Origin of the sequence: Marimonas lutisalis (genome assembly GCF_005434965.1) — a bacterium.
Lineage (GTDB): Bacteria > Pseudomonadota > Alphaproteobacteria > Rhodobacterales > Rhodobacteraceae > Marimonas_A > Marimonas_A lutisalis.
The window spans coordinates 224757-248821 of record NZ_SKCI01000002.1 but is presented as its reverse complement, the minus strand read 5'-3'; the positions used below and the strand labels follow the sequence as shown (position 1 = coordinate 248821).

The following is a 24065-nucleotide window of genomic DNA, read 5'->3' as shown; positions in this document are numbered from 1 at the left end:
ATCGCGCTCTGACAAGCGCGCCTTGCGTGTCCCGCCGGCAAGGGCGGGACAGTCGCTTGGTTCAGATCGCGTCCAGCGCTTCGACGAGCCGGCCGGCGCCTTGGCGGAAAGGATCGACTGCCGGCAGGCCAATGCGCTTCTCAACCTCGGCCAGATAGGACAGTGCGTCCTCCTCGCTCATGTGCTGGGTGTTGATCGAAATACCGACGACCTGGCAGGCCGGATTGGCGACCTTGGCCAGCGGCAGCGCCATGTCGCGCAGCTCCTCAAGCGTGGGAAGGGTGTATTCGGGCAAGCCGCGCATGGTTTCGCGGGTGGGTTCGTGACACAGGATCAGCGCGTCGGGCTGGCCACCGTGGATCAGTGCCATGGTCACGCCCGAATAACTGACATGGAAAAGCGAGCCCTGGCCCTCGATCATGTCCCAGTGGTCATTGTCATTATCCGGCGTCAGCCATTCAATGGAGCCGGCCATGAAATCGGCAATCACAGCATCGAGCGGCACACCGTCGCCAGTGATGAGAATGCCGGTCTGGCCGGTGGCGCGGAAGCTCGACTTCAGGCCGCGCTTCTTCATCTCGGCATCCATGGCGAGAGCGGTGTACATCTTGCCCACCGAGCAATCGGTGCCCACGGCAAGGCAGCGCTTGCCGGTGCGTTTCTTGCCGTTGGCGATCGGGTATTTCACTTCCGGCACACGCACATCGTGCAGTTCCCGCCCGCAGGCCTCGGCCACGGCCACGAGGTCGGGTTCATCGCGCAGAAGGTTGTGCAGGCCCGAGGCGAGGTCAAAACCCTCCTCGAGCGCCATGACCAGCACCTTTTTCCACTCTGGGCTGATGACGCCGCCACGGTTGGCCACGCCGATCACCAGGGTCTTGGCGCCGGCTTCGCGCGCTTCGACCAGGTCCATGTCCTCGAGCCCAAGATCGGCTTTGCAGCCTTCCATTCGGAACTGGCCCACGGCGTTTTCCGGGCGCCAGTCCTTGATGCCCTGCGCCACCTTGGCGGCGAGTTGGTCGGGCGCATCGCCCAGGAACAGAAGATATGGGGTCTGGATCATGGATTCGGCCTTTCCTGTCGCTTTCGCCAGATGGTTCGGGAAAACACGTAGGAGAGGGTTGCAAACTTGGCAGGACTGCGCAAAAATTTCGAAATTACTTTCGTATTTTCAAGCTTTGGTCGAAGATTCTTCGAAATGCACCAGAATTGTGCAATATTTGTTTCTGCGGCGCAGCGTGAATGCCGCATGCGCAAAATCAACTTGCGGCCAAGGGCGCAATTTAATATCGCTTCCGCCCGAAGAGACGCAATTTCCTTACATCCCGAAAGGTGCACCCCATGAGTTTCCGCATTCAGCCCGCTGCCCCTGCCCGTCCGAACCGGTGTCAGCTGTTCGGCCCCGGCTCGAACACCAAGCTGTTCGAGAAGATGGCGGCTTCGGACGCCGATGTTATCAACCTCGATCTTGAAGATTCCGTTGCGCCTGCGGACAAGGACGCCGCGCGCGCCAATGTCATCGAGGCGATCAACACGGTCGATTGGGGCACCAAGACGCTGAGCGTGCGGATCAACGGCCTGGACACGCCCTATTGGTATCGCGACGTGGTCGACCTGATGGAACAGGCCGGGCCGCGGCTGGATCAGATCATGATCCCCAAGGTGGGCTGTGCCGAGGATGTCTATGCCGTTGATGCGCTGGTCACCGCGATCGAGCGTGCCAAGGGCCGGGAAAAGCCCGTGAGTTTCGAGGTGATCATCGAGAGCGCCGCGGGCATCGCCCATGTCGAGGCCATCGCCGCGTCGAGTCCGCGGATGCAGGCTATGTCCTTGGGAGCGGCGGATTTTGCGGCGTCCATGGGCATGCAGACCACCGGCATCGGGGGCACGCAGGAGAACTATTACATGCTGCATGAGGGCCAGAAGCACTGGTCAGATCCCTGGCACTGGGCGCAGGCCGCGATCGTGGCCGCCTGCCGGACGCATGGCATCCTGCCGGTGGATGGGCCGTTTGGCGATTTCAGCGACGACGAGGGCTATATCGCGCAGGCCAAACGTTCGGCCACGCTGGGCATGGTGGGCAAATGGGCGATCCACCCCAAGCAGATCGCGCTGGCAAACCAGGTGTTCACCCCGTCCGAGGAAGCGGTGACTGAGGCCCGCGAGATCCTGGCGGCGATGGAAGAGGCCAAGGCGACGGGCGCGGGTGCCACCGTTTACAAAGGCCGGCTGGTGGATATCGCCAGCATCAAGCAGGCCGAGGTGATCGTGCAACAGGCCGAGCTGATCGCCAGAGGTTAACGCCAGCGCGCGGTGAAATTTCGGGGGGTGACATGCGTGCACCCCCCGGCTGACATCCGGCTGCCGGCAAATCCGAGCCCGGTGAACGCGCCTTAAGGTTACCGCGGCGCGCGTTGTGCAACCGCAGCACACAGGGCAGACGTCGATGTGAGGGGCCAGCCCCTCACACTCCCCGGGATATTTTCGGCAAGATGAAGATGTGGGACGGCTAGGCCGGGCGCAGACCGGTTTCGACCAGGAGGCCCTTGCGCTTGGCCTCGTAATAGTAGCCGCGGGCATACCACATCACCGCTGCGTCCTCGTCTCCGTCGGCCACGAGATAGGCGCCGCGCAGGTACTTGACGGCGTATTCGAGGTTGGTATCGGCATCGAGCAGGTCCGAAGGCTTGCCCCGGAACCCCATGGTGCGGGCGGTCTCGGGCAGGATCTGCATCAGCCCGTAGTAGGGACCGTTGCGCGCCCAGGGGCGGTGGGTGCTTTCGCGAATGATCTGGCGGTGCACGAGGCGGCGCGGAACTTGGTAGTGGTCGGCCCATTTGTTGATCAGCGCGCGCAGCTCGGGCGTTTCGTTCGGATGAAGCGGCGGGTTGTAGCCCGCGGGCTCGGTCATGGTGGAGACGGTTTCGCGCGCGCCGCAGGCGGCAAGGGCGAGCGGGGCGAAAATCATAAAGCGGCGGGTCAGGGACATGGAGCCTCGTCACAGGTTATTACGCCGGCGTCATAGCCCAGCGTTGCCGGTGCGGGAACCGGGCGGCACGCAGTCGGCGACAAGCCGCCTAGGCGCGCTCATCCTTTGGCGAGCCGATGACGACATAGGTGGTGAGCGATTGCACCTGCGGCAGGGTTCCCAGCACATCGGTGTGGAAGCGCTTGTAATCCGCAAGATCGGCCACTTCGACCCGGAGGAGATATTCCACCGATCCGGTAATATTGTGGCATTCGCGCACTTCCGGGGCGCGGTCCATCGCGCGTTCGAACGCCTGTTGAGCTGACTTGGTGTGCTGGTTGAGGCCAACGGCGATATAGGCGACGAAGCCCACGCCCATCTGCGCGGGATCGAGCACCGCGCGGTAGCCGCGGATGGCGCCCGCCTGTTCCAGAGCGGCGACGCGGCGCAGGCAGGCCGAGGGAGACAGGCCCACGCGTTCGGCCAGGTTGAGATTGCTGATGCGTCCGTCGCGGGACAGCTCATGCAATATTTTGTCGTTTATTGCGTCCATTTACGTGACTTATTGCTCCATGATCTGATTATCAGTCAACATCGCAATTTCATGGCGGCGATAACTGAATAATGTTGCGCCATGCAAACCGATATACTTGCCGCTCTTGCCCTGTTCGCCTTTGTCTCGTCGATCACGCCGGGGCCGAACAACCTCATGCTGATGGCCTCGGGCGCGAATTTCGGCTTTCGCCGGACGATCCCGCACATGCTTGGCATCGGCATCGGCTTTACCGTGATGGTGGTGCTGGTGGGCGTGGGCCTGATCCGGGTGTTCGACGCCTGGCCCGTCGGTCACGTGATCCTGACGGTGTTCAGCGTGTCCTACCTGCTATGGCTGGCCTGGATGATCGCCCATGCCGCGCCGCCCGAGGCGCGCGATGGCGGCGGCAAGCCATTGAGTTTCCTGCAGGCGGCGCTGTTTCAGTGGGTGAATCCCAAGGCCTGGTCGATGGCGCTGACGGCCGTGTCGCTGTATGCGCCCGAGCGCAGCCTGGCGGCAATCGGCCTCGTGGCGGTGGTGTTCGGAGCGATCAACCTGCCCACGGTCAGCACGTGGACGGTGCTGGGCCAGCAAATGCGGCGGGTTCTGACCAACCCGGCACGGTTGCGGGCGTTCAACTGGACGATGGCGGTTTTGCTGGTGGCGACGCTTTTCCCGGTCCTATATCCTGCAGGTTAGGATGACACTGACCCTGTTGCATACCTCTCCGGTGCATGTGGCCCGGTTCGATGCGCTGCGCGACCGCATCGCGCCCGGCGCCACGCTGCACCACGAAGTGCGCGAGGATCTGCTGGAGCGCGCCCGCGCCGAGGACGTGACCCCAGCGATCGCCGGGGAGGTGGCACGGGCAGTAGAGGGTCGCCGGGCGCTCTGCACCTGTTCCACGCTGGGCGAAGCGGCGGAAGCCGCCGGCGCCATACGCATCGACCGACCGGCGATGCGGGTGGCGGCGCAGGGCGGCGGGCCGGTGCTGCTGGTCTATTGCCTGGAGAGCACGGAAGGCCCGAGCCGGGCCTTGCTGGCAGAAGAGATGCGGGCCGCCGGAAACGAGGCCCCGATCGAGGCGCTGTTCGTACCGGGGGCCTGGCCTTTGTTCGAAGCCGGCGACGAAGCCGCGTTCTGGCGGACCATCGAAAGGGCGGTGCGGGCGGCCGGGCCACCGGGCGCGGTGATTCTGGCGCAGGCCTCGATGGACGGAGCGGCGGCGCTGCTGGAGGACCTGGGCCGGCCGGTTCTGGCCACGCCCGAGATGGCGCTGCGCGCGGCGCTGGCGGTGTGATCCGGCAGGGTGGCGAAACCTTCCAGTCAAAGAAGCATTTTAGATGTTGATTTAAATCAAGGAGCTGCAGACCGCCCCAGTCTAAGCACGGGTCAACCGGGATGTCCCGGAGTGTTCAATGATATGGAGCTGTGCATGAAACCCTTCGTCCTTTCGGCGGCCATCGCCGCCTGTGTTGCCACCGGAGCCCTTGCCGATGCGAAATCAGAACTGTCGAAACCGATTGTCGCCTTCACCCCGGTGATCGTGAAAAACGCCGACGCGCTGGAGCTGACCGAGGCGCAGCGCGCCGATCTGAAAGAATGGGTCGACACGATGCCGGCCAAGCGCAAGGCGATCGAGGCCGAAGCACTGGCGGCGCGGGCGGCGCTGCGCGCGGCGATCATCGCGGGCGCACCGGCAGACGAGCGAAAGGCGCTGGCAGCAAAAGTCGGCGAGATGGAAACAAAACTTGTGCTGATGCGGTCCAACTGCACCGACCACTGGCGCGGGGTTCTGAGCGAAGCGCAGTTCGCCAAGATGCTGGACCTTGCCGCCGCGAACTAAGCCCGGCCTGCCACGCCCTGCCGGATCTGTCCCTTTCCGGCAAGGCACCGGTTGCTGGCCGAGGCACACGAAACGCCGTTCCGAGGGGCGGCGTTTTGCCTGTCGGGCGTGACCGCGCGAGCGCCGCAACCCTTGCGCAGTTGCATGTTGAGTGCGACACAGCCATATAGCGCCAAGTTACGCGTGGGAGTGTCCGGATGACCAATTACCTCGACTTCGAAAAACCGCTGGCCGAGATCGAAGGCAAGGCGGAGGAGCTTCGCGCCATGGCGCGGGCCAACGAGGAAATGGATATCGAGGCCGAGGCGGCGGCTCTGGACAAGAAAGCCGCAGACCTTCTGCAAGACCTCTACAAGAGCCTGACGCCGTGGCGGAAATGCCAGGTTGCGCGCCATCCCGAACGCCCGCATTGCCGCGACTACATCGAGGCGCTGTTCACCGAGTACACGCCGCTGGCCGGCGACCGGAACTTTGCCGACGATCACGCCGTCATGGGCGGGCTGGCACGGTTCAACGATCAGCCGGTGGTCGTGATCGGACACGAGAAGGGCCACGACACCAAGTCGCGCATCCTGCACAATTTCGGCATGGCCCGGCCCGAGGGCTACCGCAAGGCGGTGCGCCTGATGGAGCTGGCCGACAAGTTCGGCCTGCCGGTGCTCACCCTGGTCGACACCGCCGGCGCCTATCCCGGAAAGGGCGCCGAAGAGCGCGGCCAGTCCGAGGCGATTGCGCGCTCGACCGAAAAATGCCTGCAGATCGGCGTGCCGCTGGTCAGCATCATCATCGGCGAGGGCGGCTCGGGCGGGGCGGTGGCCTTTGCAACCGCCGACCGCGTGGCGATGCTGGAACATTCGATCTACTCGGTGATCAGCCCCGAGGGCTGCGCCAGCATCCTGTGGAAGGACAGCGAGAAGATGCGCGAGGCCGCCGAGGCGCTGCGGCTGACGGCGCAGGACTTGGAGAAGCTGGGCGTGACGGACCGGGTGATTCCCGAACCGATGGGCGGCGCGCATCGCAACCGCGACGCGGCGATTTCGGCCGTGGGGGCAACATTGAAATCGCTCCTGGCCGAGCTGGAGGGCAAGACGCCCAAGAAACTGATCAAGGATCGGCGGCGCAAATATCTCGACTTGGGGTCGAAAGGGCTGGCCGCCTAGGCCGTGCGCCGCACCGCCCGAGCCGTGGCCAGCGGCCCGATCAGTTCGAACAGAACCGTCGTGCCGATCGTCAGCGTCAGGATCAGGTCGGCGTGCTCCGGCACCTCCTGCGCCGCGACCAGCGCCATGCCGATGGCGACCCCGGCCTGCGCCAGAAGCGCCGGACCGTACCAGAGGCGTTCGCCCGGCGGCACGCGTCCCAGCCGCGCGCCGATCCATCCGCCAATCATCCGCGCCAGGATGCGCAGCCCGATATAGGCCACCCCGACAACTCCGATCTGCAACAGCGCCACCAGTTCCAGCGATGCGCCTGCAAGCAGGAAGAACAGCATCATGAAGGGCCACTGGATGTGCTCGATCTCGTGAAAGGCGCGGTCGTGGTGCCGGGCGAAATTGGCAATCACCGCCCCGGCAACCATCCCGGTGATCAGGTAGGACACGTCGCACCAGATCGCCAACCCGCCCGACAGGAGGACCACGCCCAGCGCCTCGGTCTGCATCGGCTCACCCTGTTTGAGCCGGCCGGTCAGCAGCGCCGCGGGCCCGCCCACGGCAAGGCCCAGCATGACCGCGATCGCGATTTCACGCAGCGCATCCAACAGCAGCTCGGGTGAAAACGCGCCCCCCAGCCCACGGACCAGGACCGCGACCAGCGCAAAGGCGATGAGTCCCCAGGCGTCGTCGATCGCCACGATTGCTTCGATTCGGGTGGAAAAGGGCGTGTTCACCCCCTGTTGACGGATGGCATCGCGGGTGGCCGCCGGATCGGTCGCCGTGGCGATTCCGCCCAGCAGCAACGCGACGGCCAGCGGCACGCCCAGCATCCAGAGGCCGGCCGCCACAAGAAAAATCGTGGAAAAGACGATGCTCAGCGACACGGCGAAGATCGCTCCGCCCCACTGGCGCAGCAGGTCGGCCTTGAGCGCGTTGCCAAGCAGAAACGAAACCATGGTCAGCGCGACCACCGACAGGAATTCATACCAGTCCGCCATCGCCTGCGGCACGAGGTCGAAACCAGCCCGTCCCACGAGGATACCGCACCCCAGAAGCAGCGTGACGCGCGGCAGGCGGGTGCGGTGGCCGATCGCGTCCGCGGCCAGCCCGGCCAGAAACAGCACGCCCAGAACGATCAGGATATTGCCGGTTTCCTCGACCATGATCAGCCAAGCAGCATTTTCAGGCCCTGGGTCACGTCCGAGCGCACGGCCAAGCGCAGGCCGGGTTCATCCCCGGCGCGCAGGGCCGAAATCATCATCCGGTGATACTGCGGCAGTTCCTTGCGGCGCAGACGGCCGTAAAGCTGGCGCATCGTCGGGCCCAGCTGCAGCCAGACCGTTTCGGTCATCGCCAGCATCGCCGGGGCCTGCGCCCGCAGGTAAAGGGTACGATGAAATTCCAGGTTGGTGCGGATATACCCCACCGGATTCTGGCGCGCGATCATGTCGCCAAGCCCCGCGTTGATGGTCTGCAGCCGTTCGATCAGCGCCATGTGGGCCCGCGGCAGTGCACGGCTGGCCAGTTCCACCTCGATCAGCATGCGCAACGCGGCCAGTTCCTCGATCCGGTCCGAGGACAGCTCGGGCGTGGCCACCCGGCCCGAGGCCGACATCGAGAGCGCCCCCTCGGCCACCAGCCGGCGCAGCGCCTCGCGCGCGGGTGTCATCGACACGCCGAATTCCTTGCCGATGCCACGCAGGGTCAGCGCCTGTCCGGGCAGCATCTCGCCATGCATGATGCGCGTGCGCAGGCCGCGATAGACACGGTCATGCGCGGATGTGACGGGATCGGGGCGGGGTTGGCTCAGCATTCCGTATTTGTGATCACAAACCCGCACGGCGTCAATCTGTTGCGAGTCCCCGCTGCTCTTTCTTGGCAAAAATACTCATTGCCCGCCTCCCAACGCCGTACCCGGTCAAAACCTGTAGCGATGCAGTTCGGGGCCGCTTTTGCGCAGCCACCCGCGCGCGGCGCGGTGATCGCCGTAAAGGCGCTCCACGTGGGACCAGAACCGGGACGAATGGTTCATCTCGGCCAGGTGCGCCACCTCGTGCGCGGCGACATAGTCCAGCACATCGTCCGGCGCCATGATCAGGCGCCAGGAATACATCAACCCCCCCTGCGACGAACATGACCCCCAGCGCGAACGGGTATCGCGTAGTGTGAGGCGGCTGTAGTTGCGCCCCAGCGCGGCGGCATGCCGATCCGAGGCCTCGGCCAGACGGTCACGCGCGGCTTCCTTCAGAAACCCCTGCAACCGGGCGGCCACGCGTTCGGGCGGGCCGGGCACATGGGCCGCGTCGCCGATGATCTGCACCCCGCGCCCTTGCCCCGGCTGCACGCGAATCATGCGCCCCCGGAACGGCAGCATGCACCCCGGCGCGATCTGCACCTCGTCGGGGCGGCGGGCTAGGTGGCCGCGCAGCCAATCGGCCTTTTCGCGGGCAAAGGCCAGCGCCTCGGCCTCGGCCACGCCGGGCGGGCAGGTCAGCGTCACCCGCCCGTCAAGCGAGGACACGCGCAGCGAAATCCGCCGCGCCCGGTTCGACCGGCGCAGGATCACCTCGACCGGGGGATCACCGGGGATGAAATGGCGTGTCACCTGCGTGTCTCTCCGTGGTGCGAAGCGGCCCTGCCGTTGCAGGCGCGCGTGAAAGGCTTTGACACCCTGCGCGTGTTATGGCAGTTGGCGCGGACCGTCGACAAGACAAGAGATTCTAGAGGGATTGCCATGCCCAAGGAAGAATGGGGCGTCAAGCGCGTCTGCCCGACAACCGGCAAGCGGTTTTACGACCTGAACAAGGACCCGATCGTCAGCCCCTACACGGGCGAAGTCATCGAACTGGAGACCGGCAAGCGCAGCATGATCGCCGCCGATGCCGAAGATGCCGCGACCAAGAAAGCCAAGGCTACCGAGGACGATCTGGATGTGGATGTTCTCGACGACGATGACGTCGATGTCGAACTCGAGGACGATGTTCTGGACGACGACGATGACGACAACGTCTCGCTGGACGAGATCGCCGACGTCGCCTCGGACGACGACGAATAAGCCGCCGGCCTTTGGCCGATACCGGAAAAATGCGAATGCGCCCTGCCCTGCAGCGGCGCATTTTGCGTTTGAGCAAACGCCGCGCGCACGCGGTGCGCCGCAGGTGCGATTTTCCGCTTGATCCCGGACGCGCATCCGCCTAGATAGCGGCGAACAGGCCGATGGCCTGCCCGGATGGGGCCTTAGCTCAGTTGGGAGAGCGCTTGCATGGCATGCAAGAGGTCAGGGGTTCGACTCCCCTAGGCTCCACCAAATCCCTTCCGAAAACATCTTTTTTTCTTTTGATTTGAGAAGCTGCTCTGCATTTATACCCATTTTTCTACCATGTTTGCTAAGGCAATGGGTCTGTTTGACTGTTAACACGAGACTCAAGTTTGCTCCTTACCGCACGTCACGAATGGGTTCGCAGACGGTTGCATGCGCTGCCAACGCGAAACTAAAGCGTTTCCGCGCCTAATCATTGGGGCGGCCTCCCAAGGAACCGGCAACTTTGAGTTTCTCCATTCGTTTGGCCAATTCCGCTTCCAGCTCGGCTAGAGAGCGCTCCTCGTCCTTCGGCGGGGCTTTCTCGATAAACAGGCCAACCGTCTTACCCAGAAGCTCTGCGGCGCGCAGACGCGTGCTCTCAGACGCTCCTGACGTCATCATCTCCTCTAAATGGGCAGTAACCCTGTAAGCCCTTATGTGGGCCTGCAGACGCTCCTCCTCCTGCCTCGCAGCGACGAGTTCGGCGATCCGCATTGCCACCTTTTCGTTGCGACTTAACCGATGTGCCTCACGCCAGACCGATGGCTGGGACATATCGGACGTGTCGTAGACCTCACGGTAGGCAGCGCTGAAGTTCAGCCCCTCCGCAACGAGATGCGCGAACCGCTCCTGCTTCTCTGTCAGGCTTCCCCAAACGGGTGCTGATACTTGCCCCGAAGTGATGAGTCCTTTGCCTGTTCTCGGTTCCCATGAATTGACCTCATGTGTCAGCTTTGCTGACTTAATATATCACAGCCTGTTCTGCGATGGTCGTGTTATCTGTGCCGTTTCTGAAGGGCAGGAAACCTCCGCAGAGCTACTGAGGCCGCCGGCCCGGCCCCGGTCAGGCCTAAAGGAGGCAGAGGGCCCCGAGGCCTTCGCACACGTGCCCGGCCGGCACTCTCTGCAACTCACATAGTTAAGCCGTGCCGTCGCCTTGGCGGGGGGCCAGTGCCATATGTTTACGGGATCCCGTAAACATATGTAAGTGTATAGACCCCTTTCCGGTGCATTCGGACTGTACCGCACGACTTTATGCACTAGTAGCAATGCTAACTGAACACGTTTCAGTTGGACTTGAAGCGGTAGGTTCTGGCGCGGGCGTGCAGCCGGTGCATGTCGTGATCCGCGATACCAAGTTCGTCGAGATGCCGAACCAGCGAGTCGAGGTAAGCAAAATTGGGCCCGAGCCCGCCCTCGGCCGCAGCAATCATCTGGGCCGCCTCGTCTTCGGGCAGGTCCGGCATGTAGCGGCGATTGTTCCTATCCATCACGAAGGTCAAAGCATCAACCGGACCCTGCGGCGTTGCCACCGTCTTAAACAGTGGGAGGTAGGCCCCAGCAAACATCTCGCGACGCCACATGAATTGAGTTTCCTGGTCAACTAGCGCCGCGGCTATGCGGAAGACAACACCGTCGCAATGCCCGCCTTCATCGAGCGCAGCCATTAGTCCCGGCCGCTCATGGCTACCGCGTCCGCCTTCGAGCCGCATACAGAACCTCCGGCACCACCCCGGTAGGGTTCCGTACCTGTATTCCTTAATCTGTACGGCCGGATCCCATATGAGGGAACCGTAGGCAAACACCCAAAGATCCTGCCCCAACCGGTTTTTCAGAACGGCATGCCGATTTGCCTCTCTTGCGTCGTGCTCCATCCGCCAGCCGGGCGGCCAACCCTCCTCTTCTGCTTGGATATCGAGCTCGGCAAAGCGATCTTGGCCGAAGCGCATTTCAGACTCGCCCGGCGGTATGATGAGGCCACGAAGCGCCGGAGTATGGCGGAAAACATGGTGCGGAAAGGGCATGGCTTGACTTTGCCTTCTTTACGGTTGGAGGGTCAGATGTGTTTTGACTGAAATACGATCAGGTGAGTGTCTGCTCTGTTCGCGAAGTGGTCACTCGAACAGGCTGCAGCGAACGACAGCTTCGAGCCCATTTTGATCAATGCTGCGTTTAGCATGAATGCCTGCTAAGTTGTCCCCAAAAGGGGTGCCATTTCATGGAAGCAAACAAAGCTCAGGCTGATTATTGGGCTTCACCCGCTGGACTGAAGTGGATTGAACACGAACGCGCTCTGGATACCGCGATGGCCGGTATGTTGGATATAATGCTGGATACGGCTGACATTGTCTCGGCGGACCGCGTCATCGACATAGGCTGTGGAACCGGAGCAAGCAGCATTGAAGCCGCCCGACGCGCTCCGGCTGGCAAAGTTCTTGGGGTAGATATTTCTGATCCGCTTCTTGCACGCGCCGCCAAAAGGGCGAAAGCGGTTGGCGTGCAGAACGCGTCCTTCTTGTTGGCTGATGCCCAGACATATGATTTTCCGCCGCAGCAATTCGATGTTCTGGTCTCGCGATTGGGAATGAGCTTCTTTTCAGACACCGTTGCGGCCCTGAAGAACCTGTCCAATGCGATGAGCGATCATGGTAGAATGTTCTTTGTTTGCTGGGCTTCGGTGGCGAAAAACCCTTGGTTTGATATTCCCAAGAAAGCGGCAGAAGAAAGGCTCGGTGCACATCCGAAAGGAGACCCCAATTCACCCGGTCCAACCGCATTTCAGGACTGCGAACGCGTGGCCAATCTGATGGATCAGGCGGGCGTTTCTAGTATCGAAGCGCGTCCGGTCGAGATCGTACTCACGCCTCCTGGCGGAGTAGCAGGTGCTGCGCGCGCAGCCAGCAAGGTCGGTCCGGCGGCTCGCATAATGAAAGCATATTCCGGGACGGAAACTGATGAGGCGGCGATTGAAGGCTCAGTAATGGCAGCCTTCGAGGAGTTCTCCGACGGAGATGACGTACGGGTTCCTGCAGTGATAAACTTATTCTCTTGCGCACGATGAATTGGTCATCGGCCCCTAAATCTCAAAGCTGTCCTGCATACTGTGGAACTTAATGAGCGTTTTGTCCGCAACTCAGCCGTTACTGAAGAAGGCAGCGAACGTCCGCGACAGACTTAGTGGTCACGTGTGGTAGGTTTGGCGTTGGGGGAAGAACAATGAGCAAGATTGCATTCAGTATGCGTGATCAGATGGACAGTATGTCCGATGCTGAATTCGAAGATGCGATGAGTCTAAGTAAAGCTGAGTTTCGTGACTACCTCGACAAGGCGGCAGCGGGTGAAGAGAGATGCCAAGCCGACATAGGCCAACCCGCTCCCGACTTCTCAGCACACGTTTTGACTGAGGATGGAGAGGTTTCATCCGACTTGCTGAAGCTATCCGAACTTCGTGGTGCGCCTGTCTCGTTGATTTTCGGGAGCTACACTTGTCCCGTATTTCGCCGTCAATCCGAACGTATGAAGCAGGTGATTGACGAATTCGAGAACTCGGTTCAGTTCGTCTTCGTTTACACGTTGGAAGCGCATCCGACAGACGGATGGAACACAAACTCAAACCGTGCCGACGAAGTTATGTACGCTCAACCATCAGATATGAATGAGCGAGCCAAGGTGGCCCATGATTGGCGAACGGCTTACAGCTTTCACAGCCAAGTGGTCCTGGATTGGCCAGACGATCGGATAAATGAAGATTATGCCGGAGCACCCGAGCGCTTGTATATTCTCGACGCGAAAGGGGTCGTCACCTTCAAGTCTGAGCAAGGCCCATATCACGATAGTCATCTCGAGGATTGGGCCGCAGCCTTAAGATACGCGAAGGCAAGCCCGTAGAAGAACCAGCCTTACCTCAGTGGGGGACACTGCTGGCGAGGCTAGAGAGGAATGATGAATGAGTCCGCTTCGTCCCGCACATCAGACCTTAGCGCAACGTGCAGCTAATGACCGGCTTGAGCCCAGAGTGACGCATGCTGCGAAGTGTGCAAAGGTCTGCTTTAGAATAGATCACAAGGAGAGGCAGCATGCGAATTGGTGTGATCGGGTGCGGAACAATCGCCCGTGCAGTCGTGGAAGGCATTGTCCACGATGGGCACGAAATCACTGTTTCTGAGCGCAGTGCTCATCATTCCTCTTCTCTCGCTGAAGCCTATGAGAACGTTCAGATCGCGAACAACCAGGGTGTAGTCGATGCAAGCGACGTTCTGTTTCTGGGATTGATGGCCGAGGTTGCGCCAGATGTTCTTGGTGCTTTGACATTTCGAGAAGGACAAGTCGTAATCACGTTCATGGCTGGCGCGTCACTTGAAGCGGCAGACGCCTTGGTCCGACCGGCGCGCGCGACTGCCATAATGATGCCCTTTCCCGGAATTGCACAGGGCGGCACACCCGTCATGATGTACGGGGATCCCAAAATCGTCACGGATATCTTCGGTACCCGGAACAGCATCTTTCCCGTGCGCGACGCCAATGAAATGGCGGCCTACCTTAGCGCGCAGGCTGTTCTATCACCTGTCGCGCGCATGGTCGGCGATGCCGCGGACTGGCTTGGCGATCGCGTGTCAGACAAGGATCAGGGCGAAGCCTTTCTCAGAGAGTTGGTGGCATCGAACCTATCGGCAATCGCTTGTGAACCCCTGATTGAGGCGCTCAACGCTCCGGGTGGATACAACCTGAGGCTTCGAGTCCATATGGAAGCTCAAGGCATGACCTCGGCGCTCAAGAAAGGCCTCACCAAAATGGTCTAGTCTGCAACTGACACCTATCAGGTTGCTTTCGGTTCTGACGACCACGGCTAGAATTCAGAGTACGCAGTGAATCACCAGAGCAGTAGTTCAGGTCTTCAAACGGTAGGGCAGCAAAGTCCGCAAACCGGACGGTCGCTCACAGACCTTCGACGTCCGCTGCTTGAGGCTGCAGACGTTTGATGACGCTGCAATGATCGGCGATACCTAGCGTTTGCGGAAGTGAAGCACGCCCCAGCGGAGTTGCCCGGCGTCGGCTCCCTCGACCCAGTCTTTCAGACCATTGAGCATGCGTTCAGCATAATCCGCGGAAATCTGGTGCTTCAGCGCGTGGCACCGCGACTGAAGTTCCTCGCGCACGCGGGCATAGTGATTGCGCAGCTGATGGGTAAGGTCTGCGATCTCGATCGTATCGAAACCGAGGCCTTCCAGTGTGGCTTGGTAGAATCCCATCGAAACCATGTCGGGAAGATGGATTCGCTCATAGATCGGCTGGTATGCGTGTGTGTCATCGATATCGTTGGTCTTCATCGGATCGGTGAAGATGAAATCTCCGCCGGGCTTAAGCACGCGCGCGACTTCTTTCAGCACGCGCATGCGGTCGCCGGAATGAAGGAGGGCTTCCTGACTCCAGACCACGTCAAAACTGTTATCCGGAAAGGGGATATCCTCAAATACACCGTGGACGACCTCGACTGTGTCTTCAAGGCCCTGTTCTGCGGTCAGCCTGAGATTGCGCGCATTCTCTTTTTCCGAGAGGTTTAGGCAGGTGACATGCGCACCGGTCTCACGCGCAAGATAGCGTGCCGCACCGCCATAGCCCGCACCAATATCGATTACGCGTGTTCCCGGCTTTAGATCAAGCTTTGACGCCATGTAGCGTACGGTTCGCGCGGACGCTTCGGCAATGTCTTCGCCTTCACTCTCATAGAGGCCGACATGGATGTCATCTCCACCCCAAATGGCGGCGTAGAAGGCGTCCGCGTCCGCGCTGTTGTAGTAATCTTCTGCGGTTTTCACCGCTTCCTTGTAGTCAGACGTCACAGGATTTCTCCCCAACGGAGTGCAGAAGTTCTGTTGTTCGCAGAATGTCGGTCATGACGGCCTGTTATGCCTACCGCTGATCAAAGCACGTTTCGAGCGATCTCGCGAAGATGGCGTTCGTCCGTCCCGCAACAGCCGCCAAGGACGTTCGTCTGAGGAAATCGGCGATGCAGATCACCCATCTGCTCTCCGAGCTCCACCGGATCACCGTCTTCAAGATGACCGAGTTTGCAAAGGGCGATCTTTTCCATCTTCGATGCATTTGGCCGAACTGAGCGCATCCGCGACATCCATGCGCCGTCGTCGATCGCCGGTTCGAACTCGACGGGATGAGAGCAGTTGAGCCCGTAGAAAGCCGCGACGCCCCCGGTCTCGGCCTCTGTCGTTTCCACGGCTTCGCGCAAGGTTGGGCCCGAGTTTAGGCGGCTTCGACTGTCTAATGAGAAATAGATCGCGATCGGCAGACCTATGCTTTCGGCGGCGCGGACGATCCCGATTGCTTCGGGGATGTTGTTGAAGGTATGCGCGCAGGCGATATCCGCACCAGTCGCCTTAAGCGCGGCAAGTTGGGTGGAGTGATATGCTTCTGCCTCGTCGGCGGTGATCGCGCCACCCTTGCCATAGGCGTCCCCGCGTGGGCCTATGCATCCACCGATCACGATATGGGGTATGCTGTTAGCATAGGGGGCTGAGACATCTTGCAAAAGATCGGTGCAACGCTTCTGGATCTCCGCAAGCTCCTGATCGTCATGGCCCAAGAGCGCCGCCCAGTCCGGGCTGAGCCGATACTCCAGGCCGCAGATCATGGCGCCGGTGCCCGCTTCGGCCATGACGTCGAGATAACGATGATACATTGCCGTGATGTCATCCACAGCCTTCGGGTTTTCCAGCAGAGTGAACATGGCGAAATGCGGCAGCTCGTGTCCGTGCTTGTACATCACCTCGGTCTCGGTGCCTGCTTCCGTCAGATAGAAGAGATCATCGCGAAGGGGGCTGTTGGTCATGGCGGGCTCCTTTGCTAGTACCTATTAATGATAGCATACGGCCGGCCTTATGTCGCTGCAGCGATGCTCGGCTCGATAACGGCGCTGCAAGAACGGATGCGCACCTTAATTGGGAAGCCCTATACCCGATTCATTCTGAAGCTCTTGCTGGACTAAACCGAACGGCAGCTCCGTCCGCGCAGCAGTCGGTCATTTGGCGCGCAGCGAATGGCGGCTAAGAGCAAAAAGCGGCTTACGCCATTAACGCGTACTACCGCGCTGTCTCGAGCGAAGCGCGTCGTGCACGTTCCATCGCATGTAGGCCCACGTGATGACCGGTGGCCGAAAAGGGGGCTGCCCCGTGGGTAGGGTTCCGCTCTGGCCGTACTGCGATGTGTCCCCATCCGGGGTGGAAGAAAAGGGCGCAGAGCCTCTGAGGCCTCCGGCCCAGCGCAGTTGGCCGCCTTAGGGCGCGATACCACTTGCGAAACATCTTATGCTGTCTGGCCGGCGGTTTTCGTGGGCCTGACCAACTCTGGGAGCCTATTGCCGGCTATTCGGACATAACTGGCCCATCTTGCACAGAGGAGGAGCGGCCTTCCCATATGTTGACCGGATTCCGTCGACATATGTAAGTGTATAGACCCCTCCCCTTTTCTGCGGCCAGACATGCTCACGGGCATTCCGGTGAGAGCAAAGGACGACACAGTCGGTATTGCCGATACCGTTTTCCGGCGATGTGGTTTTCAGCGATCTGCAGAAGTCCGACGCTCAGAAGCTTGTCGCGGGCCCTTCGAAAGCGGTCTCGGCTGAGGTCGGTAAGCTTGGCCTCTCTCATCGCCCCGTGGTCTAAACCGAAGGTCTTTCCGGGAGCGTGGCCATGCTTGTCGCAAAGCCGCACGTACAGATGTTCGGCGTCGGAGTCGCCCCGCAGAAGGTCCAGAGCTATGCGGGACATTGGAAACGCGCTGTCGCGCCCTTGATACAACCGGTTTTCAAGCCGATTTTTCCACCACCAAGCTGCAATACCGTCCAGTTCATGATCGGGTTTCGACGTCGGATCTTCGCAATTTGCATCCCGTTCATGTTTGAGCTTTAGAAACAACTCATGCTCCGATCTCACTTCGGTCACGAGTTGTTGGCCCACATCAACTAGATAGAAATGGCGCTCACCAACCGGTATCTTTTTCGGGGTTTTGTGGTGAGGCAACGCCGCAAGGCCATCTATAGTTGGCGGCTCGGCCGCGCCCAGCTTGATGGCGGGCAATGAAGCCAAGGTGAGGGGCTTACCGTCTGGAACATAGGTTCTGCCATCGGGCCGCCTTGAAAAGGCGCCCACGACGTAGCTGTTTAGTCCGTGCTTCACATCTACGGGCAGCTGCTCACGTTTCAGGTTCCAGCTGGTTCTGCCTTCTTGTTGGTAATAAAGATGACAGCCTCCTCCTGGCGTGCGTGTTTTTTACCGATGTCTTGCCGAACCGCTTTTCCAAACTTTGAACAAGGGCAATATCGGCCGCATCGACGTCGAGAACAAGCATTCCCTGTAGACGAATGCCGTATCCTGTTGCGTCACCCGCCCGCACCATATCCAGTATAGTTTTCTTCGGAAGAGGATGCCGGTCCTTGAACGCAACCAAAGGGCGCTTGCCATCGTTACCGCCAAGGGGGATGAGGGAAAAGCCCTCATCCCGCAGGCGCGTAATTTCCTTCAAGAGGTCATCGCCCGGATACTGGCTTAGAACGCCAGCCTTCATGATTTCGCCTTTGAGTTATCGGGTAGAGGGCACTTGGCCGGCAAATTTTCCAGAGTCGTAAGCCCTGTGGGGTCACAGGAGCCACATAACCGCCGGCAGACGCGGATCAGGCTGTCCCGGCCCACGTGGTAGCTTTTCCCGGTCCATCGCGGCTGGCCGGACCTCTCACCATCACGCTTTTGCAGTATCCACTGAATACCGTCGCGGCAGACTACCACACGCCAACGTTCATTCAGGATGACCACCACTCGTCCGTAATCGTGATCTCGTTCGCGGTGAGCGGCCATCAGTCCTCCGAGGATTTCACTGAGTTCTCTTGCAGCCAGAGATCAAGGTCAGCCCTTCGATACACAACCAGTCCTGCTATCTTTGAAAAGACCGGGCCGTCTTGCCGATTCTGCCGCATGCGTAGTTTGGCAAGCGTGCTGGGTGAAATGCCGAGGTACCGTGCGGCCGTTTTCGGGCGCATGTGGTAGATGTCGGTCCACCACGGTTGGGCTTTGGTCGGGGCGTGAACCTCTAGGGTTTCGTTCGGCATCGCTGTGATACTCCTGATGTTTCGGTGTATCACTTGGCTACCGTAGGAATATTTGCCTCGGGAGGCAGGCAAAAAGGCCAAAAACCTTAGTACATTTTTTCAGGGGTTTTGGCCTGTTTTTCTGGCTCAAGTCCGCGCTTAATGGTCTTGATACTGACGGTGTGGCCCAGACTTTCCCCCACGCTCCGCGCCACTTCTTTCCAACTTAAGCCGTCAGCTTTGTGGCCGTTCGGATAGAGTTTTCGATAAGCCTCTGCGGCATCATGGCTCAATACAGGCCTGCCCGGGCCAGCGGTAGATTTGTAGATTGAAAGCCAACTTTCCGCTAGCTTGCGGCTTACCACGGGCAGTTCTCCCATAAACCCCGGAAGATCGTGGTCAAAGTGGATGACGCCCATCAACCAACCTCGTGGAGCGTTATTACCGCCTCCAGTTCGAACTCTCGGCCAAGTCGGAGATGGGATGGAGGCACCACTCGAATGTGCACGAGCCACCAAATGGCCACTCCTGAGCGCGTCATTTATTGTCTGCATGGCGCTAACGTCATCCATTCCGGAGACGAGTTCGAGCGCGTGCCAGAGGTGACGCAGGGCGACCTCTTCCGGTCCGACTAATGGCTCTTTCTCAGGAAGCTTGAACGAAGCCTTCGCCTGATCGATTGCATTAGACGGTTTCATGAACGAACCAGCGCCACAACATCGCCGGAACCGCCCACGCAGAAGCGCCCCCAAGCATCCATCAGCGTACGACGCCGCTCGAAGAGGTCAGAGCGAGCATATGCCCGCTGAACTGCGTTTCCAGTAGTGTGGGAAAGCGCTGCCTCAGCAACTTCTCGTTCTGCACGGGCGCAATCAGCCGCCCAGTCCCTGAAGGTACTACGGAAGCCATGTGCAGTAATGTTATGATGCCCCATGCGACGTAGCAGTGTCATTAGCACAGCGTCGCTCATTGGCCGTATACCCTTCGAAGTTACTGGGGAAGGTAAAATCAGATCCTCGTCGAGGCCCCTAATCCGGTCCAACACTGCAACCGCCTCTGATGATAGGGGAACGCGGTGTTCAACACCACGCTTCATCCGGTCGGCAGGGACCGTCCAAATATCACCATCTATCTCCGACCACTTCGCTCCTCGGGCTTCTCCCGAACGCGCTGCCGTCAGGATCATGAACTCAAGCAACCGTGCTGAGACTGCCTCTCGCAGCCGAAGATCATGGATGAACGCGGGAAGGTCCCGCCACGGAAGAGCCGGCATGTGTACTACTGGCTTGTTGACCGTCGGCAACGCCTTCTTAAGACCATTAATAGGGTTCTCGGATGGATAGTGACCCGCCCCCTTCGCCCAGTCGAAGATTGTGGCGAGCCGCTGCTTCAGACGTTTGGCAGTCTCGTGTTTCTCGGTCCAGATCGGTGAGAGGACATTAAAGCAATCCGCGGTTGAGATCGTTTCTAACGGGCGATTTCCGAAAGTGGGAACAGCATATTTTCCACTGTCGCCAACCATGTGTCCGCGTGTTTCTTGTTCTTCCATGTCGGTCTGAGTTGCTCATGAACCCGATGCGCTGCTTGAGCGAAAGAAAGCTTCTCACGCCTTCTTTCGGTTCGTGGGTCGCCCCCATTTCGGGCTATCTTTCGCAACCGCGCAGCTTCTTCCCGGGCTTCCGCAAGCGTCACGTTCGAGGTGCCACCAAGACCCAGATCAGTCTGACGGCCATGGATCGTAAGGCGTGCCACCCATTGCTTTGTTCCACCCGGAGCCACAACGAGATAAAGGCATCCGCCGTCTCCATACCGACCCGGCTCGGTAATTTGCCCTAACTTGGCAACGGAAAGCTTACCTGTTCGCATATACCAACATTTATACCAAGAATAGTCCGGAAACCATAGAAAATATTAGGAAAGGATCGGAAAAGACAAAATCTAAACTATTGTCTATTAATGAATAAAAAGAATCTTCTGGAAGAAATCAGAAAGTAACTTCGGTAGACCTAGGATTCACCAAATCCCTTCCGCCGCAGATACGAACCGAGCACCGGGTGCTCAGTCCGAGCACCGGGTGCTCAGTGCTCATGCGCCTTTCATCGTGCGCGCGAGGTTGTCGGCGGCGCGGGCCAGAAGGCCGGTATCGACGCCGCAGGCGACGAACTTGAACCCTTCGTCGTCGATCAGGCGGCGGGCAAAGGCCGGGTCGGACACCAGGGTGCCGGTGGGCACGCCTTTTTCGGCCAGGCGATGGGCGACGGGAAGAATCGTTTTCCAGACCTCTTCATGCATGGGCTGGCCCAGGTGGCCAAGGTCGGCACCGATATCGGCCGGACCGAAAAACACGCCATCGACACCATCGACCGCCGCGATCTCCTCGGCCTGGGCCAGGGCGGCCCGGGTTTCAACCTGAACGATGATCGCGGTTTCATCCTCGACCCGCTCGAAATAGTCGGTGATCCGGCCATAGCGGTTGCCGCGCGTCGTGCCGCCGACGCCGCGGATGCCGCGCGGCGGGTAGCGGCAGGCGGCGACGGCTGCGCGGGCCTCGTCCACCGTTTGCACCATCGGAAACACCAGCCCCCGCGCTCCGCCGTCGAGCAGGCGTTTGACCTTGACGGAATCGTTCCAGTCTGGCCGGACAAGGGCGGTGGTTTCAGGGTAGCCGGCAAAGACCTGCAGCTGGGGTATGACCGTGCCCAGTTCGTTGGGGGCATGCTCCATGTCGATCACCACCCAGTCGAACCCGGCCCCCGCCACGGCATCGGCGGCAATCGGAGAGGTCAGCCCGACCCAGAGCCCGATCTGCGGCTTACCCGCCCGGATGGCGGAAAGAAAACGGTTTTCCGGCAGGTTCATATCACGGCCCTTTCGACGATCGGTTCAGCTTCGGCCCCACGGTCCTATTGGAAAGGGCGGAGGTCAAGCGTGTTCGGCCCGGGATGAACGACCCGACGATGGCTGGCGCTTATACCTCGCCGAGAACCTTGCGCGCGACGCGGAAACATTCGAGCGCCTGCGGCACCCCGCAATAGATACCGACAACATGGATGATCGCGCGGATTTCCTCTTGGGTGACACCGTTGTTGAGGGCCCCGCGGCAGTGGGTTTCCCACTCGGTCATCTTGCCCAGCGCGCCGATCATGGCGAGGTTCATCATGCTGCGCGTCTTGGCATCGATCACGTCATCGCCCCAGCCGAAGCCCCAGCACCAGGCGGTCATCGCCTCCTGAAAGGGACGGGTGAAATTGTCGGCGCCGGCGAGGTTCTTTTCGACATACTCCGCGCCCAGCGTCGCTTTGCGCTGTTCCAGTCCCTTCAGGAACAGGTCTTCGTCGAAGAGGCTCATGGTGTTTCCTTTCGTGTCAGGGGTGCCGGTTCAGATCACGGCCTGCTCCACCATCGGCGCGCCGCGCATGACGCGCTCGTATCCGAAGGGGCTGAGATCGAGCGTGCGGTATTCGCCATAGGTCAGCCATTCGGCGGTGCCGCGGCCCATGGCGGGCGATTGTTGCAGGCCGTGGCCCGAAAACCCGTTGAGGAAGAGGAAATTCGAAAGCTCGGGATGCGGGCCCAGAACGGCGTTCTGATCGAGCGTGTTGTAGGCGTAGTGCCCGGCCCATTCGGTGACCACGCGAATGGCCTCGAACTGCGGGATCCGGGTGGCCAGCGCGGGCCAGACATGCCCCTCCCAAAGGCTGTGATCCATATGGAAATCATCGTAATCGACCGCCGGGTCGGGATCACCCTGGCAGCCGCAGAGATAGCTTTGCGGCCCGTCCTGCCGGACATAGACGCCCGAGGGGTCAATGGTGAGCGGCAGATCGCGCGGCAGGGGGGTTTCGGCGGTGAAGACCCAGACGTATCGCTTGCGCGGCTCGACCGGCAGGGCAAGGCCCGCCATCGCGGCGGTGCGCGCGGCGCGCGGGCCCGAAGCGTTCACCACCTGCCCGCAGGCGATCACCTCGCCCGATTTCAGCGTCACGCTCTCGACCCGGTTGCCGGCCGGATTGCGGGTGATGGCGACCACCTCGTTGCCGATATACTCGGCACCCCGTTCCCGGGCCGATCGGCGCAGCCAGTCGAACACGGTGCCGCCATCCCAGTAACCTTCGTCGCGGGTGTTGATGCTGCCGAGAAGGATGTCATCAAGCGCGTAGAACGGGTATTCGGCGGCGATCTCTTCGGGTGTCATCAACCGGGTTTCGGCCCCGGCGGCCAGTTGCACCTTCTGGTTGGCGCGCAGACTATCGGCAAAGGCTTCGTTATCGGCCAGGTACATGTAGCCGTAGTTCTGGATCGTCAGGTCCGGCACGCGGTCGTCCCCGCCCATGTAGCTGCGCAGGTTCTTCACGAAATCCGCGGCAAACTGCGAAATGCGGATGTTGAGCGTGTTGGAAAACTGCTGGCGGATGCTGGAGGCGGACAGGACCGACGAGCAGGTTTCATAGGTCGGGTCACGCTCGACCACGAGGATCGTGCCATCGAAATCGGGGTTCTCGGTCAGGAACCACGCGGTAGAGGAGCCCATGATCGCGCCGCCGATGATGACGACATCATAGGACGTGCGACTCGGCGTGCTGGACCATCCCTTGACCGTCATGTTCGGGGCCTTTCCCTGTTCGATCCGCGCCCGGTTGCGCCGGTTGCGTTGTCTCGTCCATCGCCGATTTCGCGGGGCGGATCAACCGTGGCCTAGGGGGCGGGCCATGCGCCGATGACCGGCTGATGCAGGTGCCACAGCGCGGCCCAGCCCAGGATGGTCAGTGCAAGGCGGATCATCGAGGGTGGGCCCGACGGGCGCCAGCGCCCGGACAGCAGTGCGGCGAGAGGCACTTGCCCCGTGCCCGCCGCAAGCCGGTCGAATTCCGCTGCGCCCAGCACGCGGCGGCGGCGTGTCTCGGCGATACGCAAGCCAAGGGCCGAAAAGGCAGCGAAACTGCCGAAGAGGATCACATGCGCCAGATCGCCATTCGCCCAGAGATGGCCAAGAGACCACAGAAGCAGCGCCCAGAGCAGCGGCTGGCGGGTGATGCCGGCGATGCCCGGGCGGGCCGGATCGAACCCGCCGGCGCGTCCCTCGAAGGCGAAGGGGTTGGGCGCGGCGATCCCGAAGGCGGCCAGCACGCAGACCACGGGCATCACGAGGTTGACCGCCCAGCGTGCGGCTGCAGTCTGATCCCAGAGCGGCACCTGTGGCGCCCGCCCGGCGGCCCATATGACCCAGAGCAGAAGCACGGTCGAGACGAGGCTGAACATCGCTGTGTAGCCGCGCGGGCCCAGCGCGGCGACAAGCCGGCCTTTCACCCCCAGCGCGGCGGGAATGCGGTGCGAGGCCAGGAACACCGCCATGGCCAGGGCGAATTCGATCCAGCCCAAGGCGTGC

29 protein-coding genes and 1 tRNA gene are annotated in these 24065 nt (G+C 60.9%); 10 read left to right on the top strand and 20 right to left on the bottom strand.

What is annotated here, in order from left to right; all coding sequences use genetic code 11:
* Positions 1-61: 61 nt before the first annotated feature.
* Positions 62-1063 carry an N-acetyltransferase DgcN gene (gene dgcN, locus E0501_RS09310; protein WP_137701108.1) on the bottom strand — a complete coding sequence of 334 codons (1002 nt, stop codon included), beginning with the start codon at positions 1061-1063 and terminating at the stop codon, positions 62-64.
* A gap of 278 nt (positions 1064-1341) precedes the next feature.
* Here dgcN and E0501_RS09305 point away from each other — a divergent pair, with 278 nt between their 5' ends.
* On the top strand, positions 1342-2301 hold the full coding sequence (locus E0501_RS09305) for an L-malyl-CoA/beta-methylmalyl-CoA lyase (protein ID WP_137701107.1): 960 nt from the start codon (positions 1342-1344) through the stop codon (positions 2299-2301).
* Between the two features lie 208 nt (positions 2302-2509).
* Here the strand turns inward: E0501_RS09305 and E0501_RS09300 are convergent, their stop codons facing one another.
* Together E0501_RS09300 and E0501_RS09295 are read right to left on the bottom strand one after the other, a co-directional pair.
* On the bottom strand, positions 2510-2989 hold the full coding sequence (locus E0501_RS09300; protein WP_137701106.1) for a lytic transglycosylase domain-containing protein: 480 nt from the start codon (positions 2987-2989) through the stop codon (positions 2510-2512).
* Between the two features lie 88 nt (positions 2990-3077).
* On the bottom strand, positions 3078-3521 hold the full coding sequence (locus E0501_RS09295) for an Lrp/AsnC family transcriptional regulator (RefSeq protein WP_137701105.1): 444 nt from the start codon (positions 3519-3521) through the stop codon (positions 3078-3080).
* A gap of 81 nt (positions 3522-3602) precedes the next feature.
* Here E0501_RS09295 and E0501_RS09290 point away from each other — a divergent pair, with 81 nt between their 5' ends.
* The 4 genes from E0501_RS09290 (at position 3603) to E0501_RS09275 (ending at position 6509) form a co-directional block, all read left to right on the top strand.
* A complete protein-coding gene (locus E0501_RS09290) occupies positions 3603-4202 on the top strand; it encodes a LysE family translocator (RefSeq protein ID WP_137701104.1) in 600 nt (199 codons plus the stop codon).
* Position 4203: 1 nt separating this feature from the next.
* Entirely contained in the window at positions 4204-4803 is a 600-nt protein-coding gene (locus tag E0501_RS09285) for a hypothetical protein (RefSeq protein ID WP_137701103.1), read from the top strand.
* Between the two features lie 135 nt (positions 4804-4938).
* Positions 4939-5349, top strand: coding sequence for a Spy/CpxP family protein refolding chaperone (locus E0501_RS09280; RefSeq protein ID WP_137701102.1), 411 nt, complete (start codon positions 4939-4941; stop codon positions 5347-5349).
* A 197-nt stretch (positions 5350-5546) separates the two neighbouring features.
* Positions 5547-6509, top strand: a complete 963-nt coding sequence (locus E0501_RS09275) for an acetyl-CoA carboxylase carboxyltransferase subunit alpha (protein WP_137701101.1) — start codon at positions 5547-5549, stop codon at positions 6507-6509.
* Here E0501_RS09275 and E0501_RS09270 read toward each other — a convergent pair.
* From E0501_RS09270 to E0501_RS09260, 3 genes are all read right to left on the bottom strand, one after another.
* Positions 6506-7666 (bottom strand): cation:proton antiporter, encoded by a 1161-nt coding sequence (locus E0501_RS09270; RefSeq protein WP_137701100.1) that lies wholly within the window; start codon positions 7664-7666, stop codon positions 6506-6508. The two genes, E0501_RS09275 and E0501_RS09270, sit on opposite strands and share 4 nt — an antisense overlap.
* A gap of 2 nt (positions 7667-7668) precedes the next feature.
* Complete coding sequence (locus E0501_RS09265) at positions 7669-8316, bottom strand: GntR family transcriptional regulator (RefSeq protein ID WP_137701099.1); 648 nt, start codon at positions 8314-8316, stop codon at positions 7669-7671.
* A 105-nt stretch (positions 8317-8421) separates the two neighbouring features.
* Positions 8422-9108: a M48 family metallopeptidase gene (locus E0501_RS09260; RefSeq protein WP_137701098.1), complete on the bottom strand. Its 687-nt coding sequence runs from the start codon at positions 9106-9108 to the stop codon at positions 8422-8424.
* A 129-nt stretch (positions 9109-9237) separates the two neighbouring features.
* Here E0501_RS09260 and E0501_RS09255 point away from each other — a divergent pair, with 129 nt between their 5' ends.
* Together E0501_RS09255 and E0501_RS09250 are read left to right on the top strand one after the other, a co-directional pair.
* Positions 9238-9558, top strand: coding sequence for a TIGR02300 family protein (locus tag E0501_RS09255; RefSeq protein ID WP_137701097.1), 321 nt, complete (start codon positions 9238-9240; stop codon positions 9556-9558).
* Between the two features lie 176 nt (positions 9559-9734).
* Positions 9735-9810, top strand: a tRNA-Ala gene (locus tag E0501_RS09250).
* A gap of 201 nt (positions 9811-10011) precedes the next feature.
* Here E0501_RS09250 and E0501_RS09245 read toward each other — a convergent pair.
* Positions 10012-10449, bottom strand: coding sequence for a terminase small subunit (locus E0501_RS09245; RefSeq protein ID WP_268888888.1), 438 nt, complete (start codon positions 10447-10449; stop codon positions 10012-10014).
* A 422-nt stretch (positions 10450-10871) separates the two neighbouring features.
* On the bottom strand, positions 10872-11609 hold the full coding sequence (locus E0501_RS09240) for a gamma-glutamylcyclotransferase (protein ID WP_137701095.1): 738 nt from the start codon (positions 11607-11609) through the stop codon (positions 10872-10874).
* A gap of 194 nt (positions 11610-11803) precedes the next feature.
* On the opposite strand from E0501_RS09240, the gene E0501_RS09235 reads away from it, so the two are divergent.
* The 3 genes from E0501_RS09235 (at position 11804) to E0501_RS09225 (ending at position 14384) form a co-directional block, all read left to right on the top strand.
* On the top strand, positions 11804-12646 hold the full coding sequence (locus tag E0501_RS09235) for a class I SAM-dependent methyltransferase (RefSeq protein WP_137701094.1): 843 nt from the start codon (positions 11804-11806) through the stop codon (positions 12644-12646).
* A gap of 155 nt (positions 12647-12801) precedes the next feature.
* Complete coding sequence (locus E0501_RS09230; RefSeq protein WP_137701093.1) at positions 12802-13473, top strand: deiodinase-like protein; 672 nt, start codon at positions 12802-12804, stop codon at positions 13471-13473.
* A 188-nt stretch (positions 13474-13661) separates the two neighbouring features.
* Positions 13662-14384 (top strand): NAD(P)-binding domain-containing protein, encoded by a 723-nt coding sequence (locus E0501_RS09225; RefSeq protein WP_137701092.1) that lies wholly within the window; start codon positions 13662-13664, stop codon positions 14382-14384.
* A 204-nt stretch (positions 14385-14588) separates the two neighbouring features.
* Here the strand turns inward: E0501_RS09225 and E0501_RS09220 are convergent, their stop codons facing one another.
* The 12 genes from E0501_RS09220 to E0501_RS09170 all read right to left on the bottom strand — a co-directional run bounded on the left by E0501_RS09220 (position 14589) and on the right by E0501_RS09170 (position 24058).
* A complete protein-coding gene (locus E0501_RS09220) occupies positions 14589-15425 on the bottom strand; it encodes a methyltransferase domain-containing protein (RefSeq protein WP_205123479.1) in 837 nt (278 codons plus the stop codon).
* Between the two features lie 80 nt (positions 15426-15505).
* Positions 15506-16429 carry a homocysteine S-methyltransferase family protein gene (locus E0501_RS09215; RefSeq protein ID WP_137701090.1) on the bottom strand — a complete coding sequence of 308 codons (924 nt, stop codon included), beginning with the start codon at positions 16427-16429 and terminating at the stop codon, positions 15506-15508.
* A gap of 652 nt (positions 16430-17081) precedes the next feature.
* Positions 17082-17675: a hypothetical protein gene (locus tag E0501_RS09210; RefSeq protein ID WP_137701089.1), complete on the bottom strand. Its 594-nt coding sequence runs from the start codon at positions 17673-17675 to the stop codon at positions 17082-17084.
* Between the two features lie 115 nt (positions 17676-17790).
* Positions 17791-18162: a bifunctional DNA primase/polymerase gene (locus tag E0501_RS09205; RefSeq protein WP_137701088.1), complete on the bottom strand. Its 372-nt coding sequence runs from the start codon at positions 18160-18162 to the stop codon at positions 17791-17793.
* 286 nt (positions 18163-18448) lie between these two features.
* Positions 18449-18700 (bottom strand): helix-turn-helix domain-containing protein, encoded by a 252-nt coding sequence (locus E0501_RS09200; protein ID WP_137701087.1) that lies wholly within the window; start codon positions 18698-18700, stop codon positions 18449-18451.
* An 86-nt stretch (positions 18701-18786) separates the two neighbouring features.
* Entirely contained in the window at positions 18787-19377 is a 591-nt protein-coding gene (locus E0501_RS21360; protein WP_205123478.1) for a hypothetical protein, read from the bottom strand.
* Entirely contained in the window at positions 19374-20228 is an 855-nt protein-coding gene (locus E0501_RS09190; protein WP_205123477.1) for a tyrosine-type recombinase/integrase, read from the bottom strand. The genes E0501_RS21360 and E0501_RS09190 overlap by 4 nt, the downstream gene beginning before the upstream one ends.
* Positions 20147-20545: an Arm DNA-binding domain-containing protein gene (locus tag E0501_RS21810; RefSeq protein WP_205123476.1), complete on the bottom strand. Its 399-nt coding sequence runs from the start codon at positions 20543-20545 to the stop codon at positions 20147-20149. Before E0501_RS21810 ends, E0501_RS09190 begins: the two co-directional genes overlap by 82 nt.
* 219 nt (positions 20546-20764) lie before the next feature.
* Positions 20765-21538 carry an HpcH/HpaI aldolase family protein gene (locus E0501_RS09185; protein ID WP_137701085.1) on the bottom strand — a complete coding sequence of 258 codons (774 nt, stop codon included), beginning with the start codon at positions 21536-21538 and terminating at the stop codon, positions 20765-20767.
* A gap of 109 nt (positions 21539-21647) precedes the next feature.
* Positions 21648-22028, bottom strand: a complete 381-nt coding sequence (locus tag E0501_RS09180; RefSeq protein WP_137701084.1) for a carboxymuconolactone decarboxylase family protein — start codon at positions 22026-22028, stop codon at positions 21648-21650.
* Positions 22029-22058: 30 nt separating this feature from the next.
* Entirely contained in the window at positions 22059-23282 is a 1224-nt protein-coding gene (locus E0501_RS09175) for an NAD(P)/FAD-dependent oxidoreductase (protein WP_137701083.1), read from the bottom strand.
* 92 nt (positions 23283-23374) lie between these two features.
* A complete protein-coding gene (locus tag E0501_RS09170) occupies positions 23375-24058 on the bottom strand; it encodes an NnrU family protein (RefSeq protein WP_137701082.1) in 684 nt (227 codons plus the stop codon).
* Positions 24059-24065 lie beyond the last annotated feature (7 nt).

Bases quoted from the DNA above. Each gene is read 5' to 3' on its own strand.
- dgcN (WP_137701108.1), bottom strand. From the start codon at position 1,063: ATGATCCAGACCCCATATCTTCTGTTCCTGGGCGATGCGCCCGACCAA.
- E0501_RS09305 (WP_137701107.1), top strand. From the start codon at position 1,342: ATGAGTTTCCGCATTCAGCCCGCTGCCCCTGCCCGTCCGAACCGGTGT.
- E0501_RS09300 (WP_137701106.1), bottom strand. From the start codon at position 2,989: ATGTCCCTGACCCGCCGCTTTATGATTTTCGCCCCGCTCGCCCTTGCC.
- E0501_RS09295 (WP_137701105.1), bottom strand. From the start codon at position 3,521: ATGGACGCAATAAACGACAAAATATTGCATGAGCTGTCCCGCGACGGA.
- E0501_RS09290 (WP_137701104.1), top strand. From the start codon at position 3,603: ATGCAAACCGATATACTTGCCGCTCTTGCCCTGTTCGCCTTTGTCTCG.
- E0501_RS09285 (WP_137701103.1), top strand. From the start codon at position 4,204: ATGACACTGACCCTGTTGCATACCTCTCCGGTGCATGTGGCCCGGTTC.
- E0501_RS09280 (WP_137701102.1), top strand. From the start codon at position 4,939: ATGAAACCCTTCGTCCTTTCGGCGGCCATCGCCGCCTGTGTTGCCACC.
- E0501_RS09275 (WP_137701101.1), top strand. From the start codon at position 5,547: ATGACCAATTACCTCGACTTCGAAAAACCGCTGGCCGAGATCGAAGGC.
- E0501_RS09270 (WP_137701100.1), bottom strand. From the start codon at position 7,666: ATGGTCGAGGAAACCGGCAATATCCTGATCGTTCTGGGCGTGCTGTTT.
- E0501_RS09265 (WP_137701099.1), bottom strand. From the start codon at position 8,316: ATGCTGAGCCAACCCCGCCCCGATCCCGTCACATCCGCGCATGACCGT.
- E0501_RS09255 (WP_137701097.1), top strand. From the start codon at position 9,238: ATGCCCAAGGAAGAATGGGGCGTCAAGCGCGTCTGCCCGACAACCGGC.
- E0501_RS09240 (WP_137701095.1), bottom strand. From the start codon at position 11,609: ATGCCCTTTCCGCACCATGTTTTCCGCCATACTCCGGCGCTTCGTGGC.
- E0501_RS09235 (WP_137701094.1), top strand. From the start codon at position 11,804: ATGGAAGCAAACAAAGCTCAGGCTGATTATTGGGCTTCACCCGCTGGA.
- E0501_RS09230 (WP_137701093.1), top strand. From the start codon at position 12,802: ATGAGCAAGATTGCATTCAGTATGCGTGATCAGATGGACAGTATGTCC.
- E0501_RS09225 (WP_137701092.1), top strand. From the start codon at position 13,662: ATGCGAATTGGTGTGATCGGGTGCGGAACAATCGCCCGTGCAGTCGTG.
- E0501_RS09215 (WP_137701090.1), bottom strand. From the start codon at position 16,429: ATGACCAACAGCCCCCTTCGCGATGATCTCTTCTATCTGACGGAAGCA.
- E0501_RS09205 (WP_137701088.1), bottom strand. From the start codon at position 18,162: ATGAAGGCTGGCGTTCTAAGCCAGTATCCGGGCGATGACCTCTTGAAG.
- E0501_RS09200 (WP_137701087.1), bottom strand. From the start codon at position 18,700: ATGCCGAACGAAACCCTAGAGGTTCACGCCCCGACCAAAGCCCAACCG.
- E0501_RS21360 (WP_205123478.1), bottom strand. From the start codon at position 19,377: ATGAAACCGTCTAATGCAATCGATCAGGCGAAGGCTTCGTTCAAGCTT.
- E0501_RS09190 (WP_205123477.1), bottom strand. From the start codon at position 20,228: ATGGAAGAACAAGAAACACGCGGACACATGGTTGGCGACAGTGGAAAA.
- E0501_RS21810 (WP_205123476.1), bottom strand. From the start codon at position 20,545: ATGCGAACAGGTAAGCTTTCCGTTGCCAAGTTAGGGCAAATTACCGAG.
- E0501_RS09185 (WP_137701085.1), bottom strand. From the start codon at position 21,538: ATGAACCTGCCGGAAAACCGTTTTCTTTCCGCCATCCGGGCGGGTAAG.
- E0501_RS09180 (WP_137701084.1), bottom strand. From the start codon at position 22,028: ATGAGCCTCTTCGACGAAGACCTGTTCCTGAAGGGACTGGAACAGCGC.
- E0501_RS09175 (WP_137701083.1), bottom strand. From the start codon at position 23,282: ATGACGGTCAAGGGATGGTCCAGCACGCCGAGTCGCACGTCCTATGAT.